Raw genomic sequence first — 15211 nt, forward strand, 5'->3', positions numbered from 1 at the left:
GAAAGGGCTCTATAATGGCAGTTCCGGCAAGGAACTGCAGCCCGATTTACGTTCCACCGTTTAAAATGACCTCATAACGTCCAATGATGGAGATAGAGTAAATACGCAGAAGCGTAAATGACATGCAGAGGAAGCGGAAAGAAGGCGTGCATCAAACGGCCCATTCCGTTGTGAAAGTCAGGAAAGAGGGATTGCGATTGTTTAAAATATTGGTATTTATCTTTTTGATCCAGATTGTGTATGTATCTGCCTATACACTTCGGATGATTCTGACGCTCAAAGGACAGAAATATATTGCTGCGCTCATTAGTATGGGCGAAATTGTGATCTACGTACTCGGCCTGAATCTGGTACTCAAATATCTGACCCAGCCGTCTGCGTTAATTGTATATGCCGTTGGTTATGGGCTGGGGGTATTGCTGGGTGCCTGGATTGAAGAGAAGATTGCACTCGGTTACGTTACCGTTAAGGTTATTTGTAACCAGATGGGCGGGGATGTAGCGAATGCATTGCGAGATAAAGGTTACGGGGTCACCGCTTGGGTTGGTAGTGGACGAGATGGAGATCGGCTGGTTATGGAGATTTTGGCGAAACGCAAAAACCAGAAACTGCTCTACCAGACGATTCTCGGGTTAGACCCCAAAGCCTTCGTTATTACGGTGGAGCCAAAACAATTCCATGGTGGCTTCTGGACACGTTCTATTAAGCGATAACTTGTAATGATGCAACATGGTAGAATCAAAAAACTCGCCAATGACTTTTCTGGCATTGTTATATTGCATAGTCACTTCTTTAATTTTTTGAATAAGATACACTATTTATCACACCTGTAGGTTATATGTTATGGTTAATGTACCACTTCAGGGTGCATTTATAACCATAAATTTGTGTGCTACCATAACCGCGAACAAAAAGGAATCCCGGCACATCATGTCCGGGATTCCGTTTCATTTATGAATGGGAGAGATCGCACAGCTAACGTATCACTTGTTCAGAGAGAGTACCGAAGCATCTTTGATATCATAGAGAACTCCGTCAGGGGTACTTTTAACGAGTTGGATAATCTGTCTGTAGGCATCACCGTCTGATGGGGCGATGGCATCAAATACAATCTCGTCTGCTTTCAGTTTATCAGCTATTTCTTTAATGCTAAAGGAAGACAAGGGGAGTGACTCATGGACAGGGGCATCGGTAATGAATATAATCCGTTTGGCGTTGTCGCTGCTGAACTCCGAGAGCTTATTAGTAGCTAAGTTAATAGCCTCCAGTCCCGATTCTCTTATATCCCCTCCGCCAGAAGCCACCAATGTATTCAAATCCCCCTTTAACTTATCTTTATCCTGGGTAAAATCAAAGAACTTCAAATTGTAATCGCCATTTCTGTAAATGTTAACGTCCCGATAGGTGATAACCGCAAAATTCGAACCGGCAGGTACGGAATCAACGAAGCTCTTAACCGTTTCTTTGATATAGTCGATCACTTCACCCATACTGGCCGTCACGTCTATAACAAATATAATATCAGACGGAGTATTAATTCCCTTCGATATATTATTTAAAATAGGCGAGGTACTTGAAGACCCAGATTCTGTTGTTTTTGTTGCTCCCGAAGCCGGTTCTTCGCTTTCAGCAGATGTAGGAATGGATGGCTTATTTAGAAAAATGGTAACCGAACCAGCTTCTCCGTGCCACTCTACTTCTCCTCCGAATGCTTCACTGACGAACCGTAGTGGCACCATGGTTACGCCGTTAATGATCTGTGGTTTTGCACTTAAGGTTACAGCGACACCGTTAATGTAGGCAATTTTAGAGCCGATCGTCAGCACGATAGTCCGGCCTTCTCTAATTGCCGTAACCGTTTGAGTGGAACTGTTCCATTTAACATCGGCTCCCAACGATTCGAAGATTCCTCGAAGCGGCACGAGCACACTCCCCTTGAAATTAGTCGGGGGTTGCTTGTAAACCTGCTTCTCACCTTCAATAAACACCTGAATATTCGTAGGCTCATGGTTGATTATAACGAATTGAGGAATAGAAGCAGACAGTTCACCTGACTGATTGGCCGATTTTAGGTAAAAATAATATCCGCCTGTTGGAAGCCCCATCTTTCTTAGTGTGAAACTGAAGGTCTTTCCTGGCTCAATCTTTATTTGCCTAACCACCTGCCCGCTTGCATTTTTCACCATTAAATAGGAGGTGTACCCGGAAACGGAGGCCGATTCAGACAGTTTGATGGTAATGGTATTGCCTGATCTGATCGTAATACTGCCGGGATAGCGCTCTCCTGTTGGAATTTGAACAAGAGGCTCCGATGGTTTGTTTGGACTCGGACTCGGACTCGGACTCTCAATCACTTCTTCGGAAGGAGAGGGTTTACTGGAAATAGAAGCCTTAGGGATATAGAAATAGACTTTGGCACCGGAGTGCGGAACCTGCTGTTTTTCGGATAGGGTTACGGTATTCGTTGTTGCGTTGAAGGTAAATCGGGACGTGGCTACCTTCGTTAGGTCAATGGAAAGACTGATCTGTTTGGTTGAATTTAGCGTATAGTTTAACGACACTGGAAAATTCCGTGTGGAGCCATCTCCCTCAGGCAAGGCAAAACCCATATTGGCACCTTCTTCCCACTCAAATCCGGGAATAATGCCGTATTTAATATGAATCTCGGCACCTCTGTCGGGAGCTTTATTGAAGGTGATGCTATAGTTGGCATAATCCACAACATAGTCCTTGGAGTCCACTTCTATCGCATTGACATACAAGCGCAAAGTGGTATTGGATGCGGTCAACTTGTTCTTCGTTGTAAATCCGAAGACGCGGTTTTCTCCATCACCATCTTTTAGAATATTGATTAAATCATCGTGCTCCCTGAATTCAAGGGAATCAGCAGCGTGCACAATTACGCTGTGAAGGCCCAAATTGCCAAAAATAAAAATAGAAATAAACGATATCAAGAGCATCTTTCTAAACTTCATCTGTTTCACTCCATTTTATGTAACTTATAGATAAGTCAGCCGCTGTTTGTCCTATTAATACACTCTATCCACAATGTGGAATTGCCTGCTGCTCTCTTACTTTATCACAGGAAGTAGGACTTAACTATATATATCGGAAATGTAGTCATCCTGAAACCAAGTTAAACCTATACGATTCATAGTTGATTACAGTATAACCTCTTACCAGATTGGGTTTTTCCACATGGATGTGAGATTAAGATTATTGTTGTAATCGCTTTCAAAATATACAGTGAGGACATGTCCTTCATGACACGGTATGGCAGCGAGGGACGAGCCTTATCAATTATGAAATGGGAGGAATGAATGGGATGAAAACAAAATTAAGAAGCTGGTGCAGTGCAGCCGTGGCTGTAACGTTGGGGATCACACTAATGTCGGGTCCTGCAAGTGTGCAGGCAGCAGGGAATGCAGATTACAATCTCACGGGATTCTCCCAAGGTAACACGGGCGGTGGCATCATCAGTGAGTCGAACACGTCCACGTATAAGAAGGTATACAATGCGACTGACCTGGCACTGGCGTTGAAGAAGAACTCCGGCGTCAAAGTGGTGGAGATTATGAATGATTTGAATCTAGGGTGGAACGAAATTCCGAGTGCCGCGCAGACATCACCTTTTGCCAAGCATAATGATGCCTTAACGCATCCTGTATTGAAACAGACTGGCGTAAGCAAGATTACAATTGACGGTTTTAATGGACTCACTATTTTCTCCGCTAACGGTTCCAAAATCAAACATGCTGCCATTAGCGTGAAACGAAGCTCCAACGTCATTATCCGTAACCTCGAATTTGATGAGCTCTGGGAGTGGGATGAATCCACCAAGGGTGATTATGATAAGAACGACTGGGATTACATCACTCTTGAGGAGAACAGCAACGTATGGATTGATCACTGTACCTTTAATAAAGCCTATGACGGGCTTGTCGATTCGAAAAAAGGAACAAGCGGTGTGACCATTTCCTGGTCTCTCTTCAAAGGCGATGACGGCAGCTCAAACAGCTGGGTTACTCAGCAGATTAACGAGTTGGAGGCGAACAAGGCTTCCTATCCGATGTACAACTACCTGCGCAGCAGCGCGGTTGGGCTCAGCAAAGCCGATATCATTGCCATTTCGTCTCCTCAGAAAAAAGGTCATCTGGTGGGCTCGACCAGCTTCGAATCAGCCAACGCCAATCTGTCCATGACTTTGCATCACAACCTGTACAAGGATATCCAGGATCGGATGCCACGTCTGCGCGGAGGTAATGCGCATGCCTACAATATTGTGATGGATGCGACAGGGGCGCGTGCGGCCAAATCCAGAATCACTTCTGCGATGGCAACGGCAATTTCGTCCAAAGGGTATCATTTTGATATCATTGGCAATGGAGCTATTTCCACTGAAGATGGTGCAGTGCTGGTCGAAAAATCCGTGATTAAAGACGTACTGTTCCCGGTCCGCAATAACCAGACGGATCCGGCCGATGCAACGTATACCGGTAAAATTAAGGTAACTGACACGATGTATTCTCTGGATGGAAGCTCATTCCGTGGAAACAGTGATACATCCGGCAGTCCGCTCAGCCCGGTTCCGGCCGCAGTGAAAGCTTTCTCCTGGAACGGATTCTCGGCACTTCCTTACAGCTACACTACCGATGATCCAGCGACGCTGAATGCACGCCTCACTGGTTCAAGCGGAGCAGGTGCAGGCAAATTATCCTGGTCCAAAGATAATTGGCTGAAGACGAGTTACTAGGCTGTAACAGGAGTTTGTATTTGGAATCGAGTGGAGTGTGGCCGTGATCTATAGTGGTTACTGACCACTTTCTCTTTTTTTCATAAGCAAAGAGTGCTCCTGCAGCCGTAATGGCCGGGAGCACTCTTTTTGTGGAACAGGGAGTCTAGTTCCTTTTTAGTTAGGTACGTCATCCGAAAGGGCAGGTGCAGCACTCACCGAATCACGATAAATGATATTGCCCTTCACGTGTACGCGGCCGAAGCTGCGACTCGGGTTATCGATCTTTTTGAGCATGGAATGAACCGCAGTACGCGCCATCTGTTCCACATCGACCTCAACCGTTGTTAATTTGGGATCGGAGAGTGTGGCATAGATATCATTATCGAACCCAACCACAGAGCATTGTGCAGGCACCTGAATACCCAGTGAAGTCAGTTTCTGAACGAGCAGATGGGCAACCTGATCACAGTTGCATACAAAAGCCGTAGGCAGCTGAGCTGGCAAATCAATTTCAATAAACGTACCTCGCTCATCGCGGTCATTAAGCACGAGATCCGGATTCATCGGTAACCGATGTTCCAGCAATGATTTGTAGTAACCGAGGAATCGGTCCTGAATGCTGCTTGTAGAATAGAGATTCCCCACATAAGCGATGCGGCGGTGTCCCTGTTGAACAAGAACATTTGTCAGCTCATAAGCAGCGTAAAAGTTATCGGTAACGACAGAGTCGATATCAGAATGCTCATCGTAGAAATCGAGAAACATTTTGGGAACGTCCATCGATTGGACCAGCTCGATATATTCCTTGCTGACTTGTCCCAGCACAATGAAACCATCCACTTTGTTGTCACTATAGAGCTTAGGCAGGATTAATTCCTCTTCGTCCTCCACATTCAGAATATGCAGAATACCGTAGTACCCCTGATCCTCCAGATGTTTGGTGATGCGCTGGAATACACGTACATAGAACGATTGTGTAGGTCCGGTAAACCGCTCCGGGATAATAACACCAATATTATGAGTCAGGCCTTCCTTCATCGAACGGGCTGCGGCGTTATACCGATAGCCCATCTGAACGGCAAGCACTTTAATTTTTTCCTTCAATTCGCCACTGACGCCATCTTTATCATTTAATGCTTTCGAGACCGTCACACTGCTAACTCCGAGCTTGTCGGCGATATCCCGCATGGTGATATTGTTCTTCAGCTTTGGTCGCCTCCTTCAAGCCGGTTTACGTACAATGTGCTGTCATTATGGTTAGCGCTTCCTTCAAACATAACAACAATCCATATTAGTATACATCGTTACCCACATGGAATAAAGAAATTCTGGTTAGCGCTACGCTAATTTTTCAGCATGCTGCATTTTCCGCCTGAAGGCTGATCTTCGGTTTTAAACCAATTGCTTTTGGAGAAGCTTCTCATTCCGCTCAATTAGGTCACCGCGCTGGATGGCACAATCCAGGGAACGGTACGGATCAGCCGGAGTATTAAAGGTGTAATCGACCAGTTTATCCAGCGTCGTTGTGGCCACATGACAGCGGGTATCGCTGGATGCATAATAAATGAAAACATCACCTTGTTCGTTGACCACCGCGCCGTTGCAGAAAATAACATTGGACACATCGCCAACGCGCTCGTCGTCATAAGGAGCGATGAAATGTCCGCCCGGCTTGGCGATAATGCGTGCCGGATCATTCAGATCCGTGGCGAACGTGTACAGCACATAACGAAGGCCCGCTGCCGTGTTGCGAACCCCGTGGGCAATGTGAATCCAGCCGCGATCGGTTTTGAGCGGAGCAGGGCCTTGGCCATTTTTCACTTCGTATACCGTATGGTATCTGCGTTCATCGATAATTGTCTCTTCATCAATCACCGGATTTAGAATGTCATCACACAGACCAAAGGCAATCCCGCCGCCGCTGCCTGTGGAGATAAATCCGTCTTGAGGCCGTGTATAGAACGCATATTTACCCTCTACGAATTCGGGGTGCAATACAACATTGCGCTGTTGAGGGGAGCTGGTCGTGATGTTGGGCAGACGCTCCCAGCTGAGCAGATCGCGTGTCCGGACAAGTCCGGCCTGGGCTACTGCACTGGATGTATCAAATGCCTGAGCTTCTGGGTCTTTGCGCTCCGAGCAGTAGATGCCATAGATCCAGCCATCTTCATGCTGAACCAATCGCATATCATACTGGTTGGTTTCGTCGGCATCGATATCTTCCCACACTAATGGTTTGCCTGTGAAACGAAATCCGTCGATTCCGTTATCACTCTCAGCTAGGGCGAAGATGGATTTACGGTCCAATCCTTCGGTTCGGATGACCATCACGTATTTGCCATTGAAAAAGATGGCCCCCGGATTAAGCGTAGCGTTAATGCCCAGACGCTCTATGAAGTGGGGATTTGTCGTTTCGTCCAGATCAAATCTCCAGTGCAGCGGTACATGATGGCGTGTGATTACCGGATAACGGTACCGATCATATACGCCATTGTAGAAGGAAGAATCAATTTCATTTTGACGCGTAAGCAGCTGCTCCTGTTGCTCCAATAATTCATTGTATTTGGGGTGTATCATCGTTATCCCATCCTCTCAATTAGTTCAATGCAGAATCGGCTATTGTGATACGGGCATTTCCACGGTCCGGCGATTTCACTTTGATCAGGTGTGCCGTTTCCGTCTACCGACCAGTACCATTCCCCGCCAGCACGGTGATCGATAATATGTTCCTTCGTATATGTCCACAAGCGTTCTACTCTCTCCAAAAACAAAGGGTCACCTGTACGCTCATAGGCATTATAGAATCCGACCATCGCTTCGGCCTGAACCCACCATATCCGTTTCTCATCCACATGATCGCCCTCTTGTTCATTCATCAGGGAGCCATCGTCCTGTACAGCCACATTGGAAATGTTATAGGCAATATCCGTAACCATCGCGGAATACTCCGGGTGTTTGTCCAAGCCCATCACTTTCAACGTTTCGTCGATCAGCCAGCTGGCTTCAATGTCATGCCCGAATGAACGCAGATCGATGATGGATTGCCATTCCTTGTTAAAAAATACACCGAGAAACTTTGTGTTCTTGTCATACACCCGTTCATATAAGATGCCGAGCAGGCGTTCCAGTGCCGTCTTCACCTGTTGATCTGGCCACACTCGGTAGAGCGTGGTATAGGCCTCCAACACGTGGATATGCGTATTCATCGTGTAATCCGCAATCACACCATTTTCGCTCAGCATTTCATTGGGCTGTTCCTTCCAAAGGCGGTCAAATTGTTCCTTATATGCAGGTAGTTCGGCATTCAGCCCTTGATCCTCAATGAGAGCAAAAAGCGTTTTCGCAAGTTCCAAAGCAGATGCATCCCCGGTGGCACGATAGTACTCACTCAGTGAGTAGACGCCGAAGGATTGGGTATACACATGTTTGCTTGTGTCCAATGGTTCTCCATTGGCATTGACCATCCAGTACATTCCGCCGTATTCCATATCCATCACATGATCCACAAGGAAACGGTAAGCATGTTCAGCGTGATCACGCCAGATTTCATTTCCGGTTACCCGGTAGGCAGCTGCAAAGGACCATAATTGTCGTGCCGTGGCGATTCCGCCCTTGGGAGCGAGTGGATCGACCTGAAGGTCATTGCCAACCCAACCATAGAATCCGCCGTTGTTATGATCTTTGAGGGCAGACCAGAATGGCAGAATATGACCTTCCCAGTGTTCTTTTATTTCAGTTTTGATGTCATTGATGTGAGTCATAAGTGAGCGCTCCTTCAAAGTACAGGGATAAAGTTTAATTAAGTTAACGTTAACCTTATTTTATAATACTAGTGTCGGGAAAAAGCATTGTCAACGCGTCTGGGGATAAAAACTTGTTGTTAAGTAATAAATAATTTAATTGACAGGTAAGCGTTACCATAATAAAATTCATTTTGTAACCTTAACGATAACTTAAATTAACTTAAGAAAGGGGTCAAATCAATTGAATAAAAACAAAGGTTGGATGGTGCTGCTCACCATGCTGCTCATCACTTCTCTGCTCGCAGCATGCTCTTCTGGAGGTGGATCCTCGCAGGCAGGAGAGGAAATCAGTACAGATCCTGCAGATATCAAGGGCGAGATCACCGTTCTCACGCAGCGTACAGATATTGTTGATACGGTATTTAAAGACTATGCTGCGGAGTTCAATAAGGAATACCCGGATGTCAAAGTAAACTTCCAGGCGCTGGCTGACTATGAGGGACAAGTGAAGATTCGTATGAGCACCAAAGATTATGGTGACGTGCTGATGATCCCCACCAGCGTACCGATTGCGGACATTCCGGACTTTTTCGAACCGTTGGGCACGTACGATGAGTTGAAAGATAAGTACACAGCCATTGAAGAGCGTATGGTTGACGGCCAAGTCTATGGTATTCCAACCGTTATCACGTTCTCCGGCATCATCTATAACAAGCAGGTGTTCAAGGACGCTGGCATTGCGGAAGTTCCCAAAACACCTGAGCAATTCCAGGCTGCACTGCAACTGGTGAAAGACAATACAGACGCGATTCCACTGTACACCAACTATGCCTCCGGTTGGGCTTTGACACAATGGGAAGCAGATCTGCCGACGGTTGCAGGCAGTGTGGACTACGTAAACATTGATCAACCGAACACGGATGAAAACTTTGTGGCTGGCAAGCCGCACTATGAATTGTACAAAGTGCTTTACGACGCAGCCAAGAATGGCCTGATTGAGAAAGATCCGACCACAACCGACTGGGAAAGCTCCAAGGCTGATCTGGCGAACGGGAAAATTGCAACGATGGCACTTGGATCATGGGCAATTACCCAAATTCAAGGCTTGACGGATACACCAGATAATATCGGATTCTTGCCATTTCCTACGAATGCAAGTGATGTGGTCGTTCCGCTCGCAGCAGACTACAACATCGGCATGAACGTGAACAGCGAGAACAAACCTGCTGCGAAAGCGTGGATTGACTGGTTCCTGGCGAAATCGAATTACGCGGTTGAGCAAGGCGGGGGCATGAGCGCAGACAAAAATGCGGAATTGCCACCGATTTTGGATCAATACAAAGACGTTACATTCTCCACACTGACTCCTGCCAAAGAAGGACAGGAAGGTCTGGTTGACAAAATCGACAACGAAGGCGAGATTGGCCTCTGGCAGCCTGACTTCAAGAAACGCATTATCGAAGCTGCCATCGGTAATCGCAGCGAATCGTACGACGACATCATGAAGAATCTGAATGAGAAATGGGTTAAAGCACGGACAGAAGTCGCGAAATAAACAGATTGCGGGGATACATCGATCTGTAAAGTTGCTACCTATGTCCGACCACCGCTGACATGCAGCGAGGCACCGCGCCTTGGCTGAGGGGAGAGGATCTCCCTTTTGATACGGCATTTTGCATCTGGATGCAGCATATCGGATGTGAAATGCCACCTTCGGTGGTTGATTACTCAGGCATTTGTGATTTGGACGGGAGTCTTTCGATATAAAAGCGGCAGAACCGCTTGGAGGTGTGGAGAGCATGAAATACTTGAAGATTTCGAATTGGGGCTACTCAGCGCAACGCATATTTATCATCTGTGCCTTCTCGATCATTCCGCTGGCACTGCTGTTCACGTTTGCTTATTTACCTGTCATTAACATGTTCAAATACAGCTTCACCGATTGGAACGGATACAGCAAAAGGTTTGATTATGTGGGGTTTGAGAACTACACACGGATATTCAGTGACCCTGAGTATTTTAAAGTGTTTATTGTCAGTTTGTATTATTTTGTGGCTACCTTCGTACAAATGGGTCTGGCCCTCTACTTTGCAACGATTCTGAGCTTCAAAATCCGCGGCAAAAACTTTTTCAAAGGCATATTGTTTTTTCCCTATCTGCTGAATGGCGTAGCCATCGGATTTATCTTCCTCTTTTTCTTCAAGCCGGATGGTACCCTCGATACACTCATGCAGGCCGTAGGGCTTGGACAATACACCCAGCTCTGGCTTGGGAATCCGAACATTATTAACGTGTCACTCGCAGGCGCATCGGTATGGAGATACATGGGCTTTAACTTCATTATCTTCCTGGGTGCGATCTCTTCCATCCAAAAAGATGTCTATGAAGCGTCAGATATTGACGGGGCCAATCGCTGGCAGCAGTTCCGCCATATCATCCTGCCGAGCATTACGCGTATCCTGCAGCTCAACCTGATTTTGGCGATTAGCGGCGCAATCAGTGCGTTCGATATTCCATACATTATGACAGACGGTTCCAATGGCAGTGAGACATTTGTGATTCAAACCGTTCACTTGGCATTTAAGTACGGCAAGCTGGGCTTGGCATCAGCAATGGCTGTTGTGCTGCTGTTTATTGTCATTCTTGTTACGCTGGTTCAGCGTGTCACCATGAAAGGGGAGGAATGAACGTGCAATCATTCAAATACACCCTAGCGAGCATATTTAAATATGCTTCACTCATTCTCGCAGCGTTCATTGCGCTTGTACCCATTGTTGTGGTGCTGTTTGCATCGCTCAAAACCAATGCAGAGTACGCGACCAGCAGTCCGCTTGCCCCACCAGCCAATTGGCTGAACTTTGCGAACTATACCAAGGCTTTTGTGGACGGCAACATGCTGGTCGGTTTCAAAAATACAATTATCATCCTGATCATCTCTATCGTGGGTGCCACTTTGACGGGTTCCATGATCGCGTATGTGCTGGATCGTTTCAAATTCAAAGGTAAAAAGATCATGGTCGCCGCATTTCTGCTCGCTACCCTCATTCCAAGTGTGACGACGCAAGTCGCTACATTCCAGATCATCAATGCGCTCGACCTGTTCAATACCCGTTGGGCAGCCATTGTGATGTACCTCGGTACAGATATCATCGCGGTATATATCTTCCTGCAATTCCTGGGTTCCATCTCAAACGCATTGGATGAATCCGCCATGCTGGATGGCGCTTCCTACTTCACGATCTATTGGAGAATCATTCTGCCACTCCTGAAACCGGCGATTGTAACGGTCATTATCGTGAAGGGTGTCAACATCTACAACGATTTTTACACACCATTCCTGTATATGCCCAAGACAGACTTGCAGGTCATATCCACGGCTCTTTTCAAATTCAAGGGGCCATTCGGATCACAGTGGGAGGTTATCAGCGCAGGGATTATGATTGCCATCATTCCAACGATGATCATCTTCCTGCTGCTACAGAAGTACATCTACAACGGCTTCGCACAAGGCTCCGTTAAATAAAAAAACAAAAGGCTATATGAAATGCATATGAGAATACACAGGAACGAAGAGGACAGAAAAAAGCTGGAGAAACGGAGTGGACTCGTGTAATTTCAAGTATTCATTTCATATAGCCTAACCGAAGGGAGAAATGAAACGATGACAGTTGTTGATATGAAAAACGTACACATTGTTGGGGATGCATTGCCGAATATGCCTTGGGAGGATAAACCGGAGGGCACGGAAGGTCCGGTATGGAGACACTCCGCGAATCCGATTGTGCCTCGTAACCCGGTCAAGGGAATTGCCCGTATTTTCAACAGTGCAGTGATTCCTTATGAAGGGAAATTCATCGGCGTATTCCGCGCAGAAACCATTAATGGACGTCCACACCTGCACATGGGGTGGAGTGAGGATGGATTATCATGGACGATTGAAGAGGAACGTATCGCCTTTGTGGACGAAAAGGGCGATCCCTTCATGCCGAACTATGCATACGACCCACGTCTGGTGAAAGTGGAAGATACGTATTACATCATCTGGTGTACCGATTTCTACGGTGCAGCGCTGGGGTTGGCCAAGACGGAAGATTTCAAAACGTTTTTACGTCTCGAAAATCCGATGCTGCCGTTCAACCGCAATGGGGTGTTGTTTCCACGCAAAATCAATGATAACTATGTGATGTTGTCCAGACCAAGCGACAGCGGACATACGCCGTTCGGGGACATTTTTCTGAGCGAAAGTCCGGATCTCGTGTACTGGGGCAAGCACCGTCATGTCATGAGCAAAGGCGGTCAGGGCTGGTGGCAATCCGTCAAAATTGGCGGCGGTCCCGCACCGATCGAAACGTCCGCAGGCTGGCTGATGTTTTACCACGGCGTAACGGGTACGTGCAATGGTTTTGTTTATAGCATGGGTGCGGTCATTCTGGATCTGGATGAGCCATCGAAAGTAAAATATCGTTCCTCGAACTTCGTACTGACACCGGAAAAATGGTATGAGGAGCAAGGGTTTGTAGACAATGTCGTATTCCCATGTGCCACATTGCATGATGCGGAGACCGGACGAATCGCCATCTATTATGGCGCAGCTGACACATACGTTGGAGTGGCTTATACTACTGTCGAAGAAATCGTGAACTACGTCATCGAGACCGACGAAGTCATTGCCGGAGACCGTGAGGAAGGAAAATTATAATTGAAGTGAAACAATTTTAAATAAATCTGGAATTTACACAATAACGGAGAGTGCAGAACTGATCTGAAGAAACGAAGTGTTCACATTTATCCTCGGATTTCCCCTTTCATCAGAGATTCAAAAAAATCTGGGGATAACGGCGATCGGAAGATGGTACTGCAATCGTAGTTGGACGTGTATACATTCGGTCATTCATTTTACATTAATTGAAAAAGGGGCATTGCGGAACAATGCATATGGAATACATCAAGGGATTTACATTTGGCTGGATGAGTGGCAGGGGAGACTTCCGCAAGCCGGAAGCGAAAGAATCCTTGCGTCTGATGGCTGAACGCACTGGCAGTTCGCATGTTATTTTTGCACTGGCGGCACATCAGGATCATCCGCAGGCTGTAGAAGTCAAATATGAGGGTGAACATATGGTGGAAGACGATGAATTGGTGGATATGATCCGTTATGCCCGTACGCTCGGACTGCGGGTCATTCTGAAACCAACCGTCAATTGCACCGATGGCACATGGCGTGCACACATTAACTTCTTTGATATCGATGTGCCGTGTGAGCCGAAATGGAAAGACTGGTTCCGCAGTTATACCGTGTATCAGAAGCATTATGCAGCCATTGCAGAGCGAGAGAAATGCGAGATGTTCATCGTGGGCTGTGAGATGGTGCAGTCTGAGCGTCGGAGCGAGGAATGGCGCGAGGTCATCGCGGGAGTGCGTGAAGTGTATTCCGGGCTAGTATCCTACAACACCGACAAGTATCAGGAAGGGCAAGTGAAATGGTGGGATGCCGTAGACGTCATTTCCTCCAGCGGTTACTATCCGATTGGGGATTGGGAGGCGCAGCTGGATCGGATTGAACAGGTCATTGCACCTTACGGCAAACCTTTTTTCTTCGCAGAAGCGGGCTGCCCTAGCCGTAGTGGATCGGCACAGGTGCCGAATGACTGGGGGTTAGAAGGTGCGGTCAGCGCGGAGGAGCAGGAGCAGTTCTATCAAGCCATGTTCCGTCATGCAAGTAAGCGGGACTGGGTGCGCGGATTTGGTCTGTGGGACTGGAGCGCGCATCTGCATCAAGAGAAGGATGCCCTGAGCGATGATGGATACGGAGTTTACGGTAAACCAGCCGAGAAGGTCATTCGTCGGTTCTATGAAGGCATTGCCGTGAAAGCCTAGTCTGTATTGGAGTTAAGTTATCCCATCTACTTGAATAGCGTTCATCTATGGACAAAGATACTGCGGTGCTTATGCACGCAGTATCTTTTTTGGTTAAGTTTAATTTCTTTCTATTAAATGTAAATAGTATCGACTATAAATTGTTAGGTGAATATATCGTTTAATTTATTGATAACATTAAATGAAAATCCCTTCAAGAACGAGTTGTTTTTTACCCCAATTTCCGTCCAAGCTGCTCAATTTTCTCGAGCCATTTCTTTCTCTGTTCCTCGGACTGTTTGCCCACCAGATCTACAGGTGTTATGCGTACAGGTTTGATGCCTGTCAGAGCAAAGGTGGAGATCTTCATCATTTTGTGTGCAGGTTCACCCTGGAACCATTTGTAGTACCAGTTCGGACCATCCATGGTGGTGATCATGCGTGCGGTGCGACCTTTGAGCAGTTGATCCGGGAAAAGTTTACCTTTGTGATACTTGAAGGCATAGCCTGGCATGAAGATGCGGTCGATGAATCCTTTGAACAAAGCTGGTGGTCCTCCCCACCAAATCGGAAACACCCATACGAGATGCTCTGCCCATTTAATCGCCTCTTGGGCTTTCAGTAAGTCCGGTTCGAGCGGCAGTTTATTACGATAGCCTCCCTCTAAATTCATGTTGAACTCCAGTTCGTTCAGGGTGATCATGCGAACCTCGGCACCTGCCTGCACAGCGCCTTTACGATAAGCTTCGGCGATTGCGCCATTGTAACTTGGGGAGACGGGGTTTCCTTGAATAATTAATATTTTCTTCATAATGATGACACGTCCTGACTATTTTAGTTAATGAACACTAACCTCATGTGCAAAAAGAAAAGGTCA

The 15211-nt window shown here is 46.7% G+C and carries 12 protein-coding genes; 7 read left to right on the top strand and 5 right to left on the bottom strand.

The genetic code is table 11. The annotated features are described in order from the left end of the window. Positions 1 to 197: 197 nt before the first annotated feature. On the top strand, positions 198 to 713 hold the full coding sequence (locus MHB84_RS14420) for a DUF2179 domain-containing protein (RefSeq protein WP_076287701.1): 516 nt from the start codon (positions 198 to 200) through the stop codon (positions 711 to 713). Between the two features lie 270 nt (positions 714 to 983). Here the strand turns inward: MHB84_RS14420 and MHB84_RS14425 are convergent, their stop codons facing one another. Next, positions 984 to 2975: a stalk domain-containing protein gene (locus tag MHB84_RS14425; protein WP_076287372.1), complete on the bottom strand. Its 1992-nt coding sequence runs from the start codon at positions 2973 to 2975 to the stop codon at positions 984 to 986. 350 nt (positions 2976 to 3325) lie between these two features. On the opposite strand from MHB84_RS14425, the gene MHB84_RS14430 reads away from it, so the two are divergent. Continuing rightward, a complete protein-coding gene (locus MHB84_RS14430) occupies positions 3326 to 4753 on the top strand; it encodes a pectate lyase family protein (protein WP_076287373.1) in 1428 nt (475 codons plus the stop codon). Positions 4754 to 4909: 156 nt separating this feature from the next. Here the strand turns inward: MHB84_RS14430 and MHB84_RS14435 are convergent, their stop codons facing one another. The 3 genes from MHB84_RS14435 to MHB84_RS14445 all read right to left on the bottom strand — a co-directional run bounded on the left by MHB84_RS14435 (position 4910) and on the right by MHB84_RS14445 (position 8487). Then, positions 4910 to 5923, bottom strand: coding sequence for a substrate-binding domain-containing protein (locus MHB84_RS14435; RefSeq protein WP_076287374.1), 1014 nt, complete (start codon positions 5921 to 5923; stop codon positions 4910 to 4912). Positions 5924 to 6127: 204 nt separating this feature from the next. After that, entirely contained in the window at positions 6128 to 7312 is a 1185-nt protein-coding gene (locus MHB84_RS14440) for a glycoside hydrolase family 130 protein (protein ID WP_076287375.1), read from the bottom strand. Positions 7313 to 7314: 2 nt separating this feature from the next. After that, entirely contained in the window at positions 7315 to 8487 is a 1173-nt protein-coding gene (locus MHB84_RS14445; protein WP_445322128.1) for an AGE family epimerase/isomerase, read from the bottom strand. Between the two features lie 232 nt (positions 8488 to 8719). On the opposite strand from MHB84_RS14445, the gene MHB84_RS14450 reads away from it, so the two are divergent. The 5 genes from MHB84_RS14450 to MHB84_RS14470 all read left to right on the top strand — a co-directional run bounded on the left by MHB84_RS14450 (position 8720) and on the right by MHB84_RS14470 (position 14355). Then, the gene (locus MHB84_RS14450) at positions 8720 to 10033 is read left to right on the top strand and encodes an extracellular solute-binding protein (RefSeq protein ID WP_143764498.1); all 1314 of its coding nucleotides are present in this window, start codon (positions 8720 to 8722) and stop codon (positions 10031 to 10033) included. A gap of 244 nt (positions 10034 to 10277) precedes the next feature. Beyond that, the gene (locus MHB84_RS14455; protein ID WP_062323195.1) at positions 10278 to 11165 is read left to right on the top strand and encodes a carbohydrate ABC transporter permease; all 888 of its coding nucleotides are present in this window, start codon (positions 10278 to 10280) and stop codon (positions 11163 to 11165) included. Next, complete coding sequence (locus tag MHB84_RS14460; RefSeq protein WP_076287377.1) at positions 11162 to 12001, top strand: carbohydrate ABC transporter permease; 840 nt, start codon at positions 11162 to 11164, stop codon at positions 11999 to 12001. The genes MHB84_RS14455 and MHB84_RS14460 overlap by 4 nt, the downstream gene beginning before the upstream one ends. A 138-nt stretch (positions 12002 to 12139) precedes the next feature. Further along, the gene (locus MHB84_RS14465) at positions 12140 to 13177 is read left to right on the top strand and encodes a glycoside hydrolase family 130 protein (RefSeq protein ID WP_076287378.1); all 1038 of its coding nucleotides are present in this window, start codon (positions 12140 to 12142) and stop codon (positions 13175 to 13177) included. Positions 13178 to 13413: 236 nt separating this feature from the next. Continuing rightward, a complete protein-coding gene (locus MHB84_RS14470; protein WP_076287703.1) occupies positions 13414 to 14355 on the top strand; it encodes a glycoside hydrolase family 113 in 942 nt (313 codons plus the stop codon). A 211-nt stretch (positions 14356 to 14566) separates the two neighbouring features. On the opposite strand, the gene MHB84_RS14475 is transcribed toward MHB84_RS14470, so the two are convergent. Next, positions 14567 to 15148, bottom strand: a complete 582-nt coding sequence (locus tag MHB84_RS14475; RefSeq protein ID WP_083678731.1) for an NAD(P)H-dependent oxidoreductase — start codon at positions 15146 to 15148, stop codon at positions 14567 to 14569. Positions 15149 to 15211: the final 63 nt, after the last annotated feature.

Origin of the sequence: Paenibacillus sp. FSL F4-0087, from assembly GCF_038020215.1 — a bacterium.
GTDB lineage: Bacteria > Bacillota > Bacilli > Paenibacillales > Paenibacillaceae > Paenibacillus > Paenibacillus taichungensis.

Coding starts and splice junctions, on each gene's coding strand:
- MHB84_RS14465 (WP_076287378.1), top strand. CDS start 12,140: ATGACAGTTGTTGATATGAAAAACGTACACATTGTTGGGGATGCATTG.
- MHB84_RS14435 (WP_076287374.1), bottom strand. CDS start 5,923: ATGCGGGATATCGCCGACAAGCTCGGAGTTAGCAGTGTGACGGTCTCG.
- MHB84_RS14440 (WP_076287375.1), bottom strand. CDS start 7,312: ATGATACACCCCAAATACAATGAATTATTGGAGCAACAGGAGCAGCTG.
- MHB84_RS14460 (WP_076287377.1), top strand. CDS start 11,162: ATGAACGTGCAATCATTCAAATACACCCTAGCGAGCATATTTAAATAT.
- MHB84_RS14425 (WP_076287372.1), bottom strand. CDS start 2,975: ATGAAGTTTAGAAAGATGCTCTTGATATCGTTTATTTCTATTTTTATT.
- MHB84_RS14470 (WP_076287703.1), top strand. CDS start 13,414: ATGGAATACATCAAGGGATTTACATTTGGCTGGATGAGTGGCAGGGGA.
- MHB84_RS14455 (WP_062323195.1), top strand. CDS start 10,278: ATGAAATACTTGAAGATTTCGAATTGGGGCTACTCAGCGCAACGCATA.
- MHB84_RS14430 (WP_076287373.1), top strand. CDS start 3,326: ATGAAAACAAAATTAAGAAGCTGGTGCAGTGCAGCCGTGGCTGTAACG.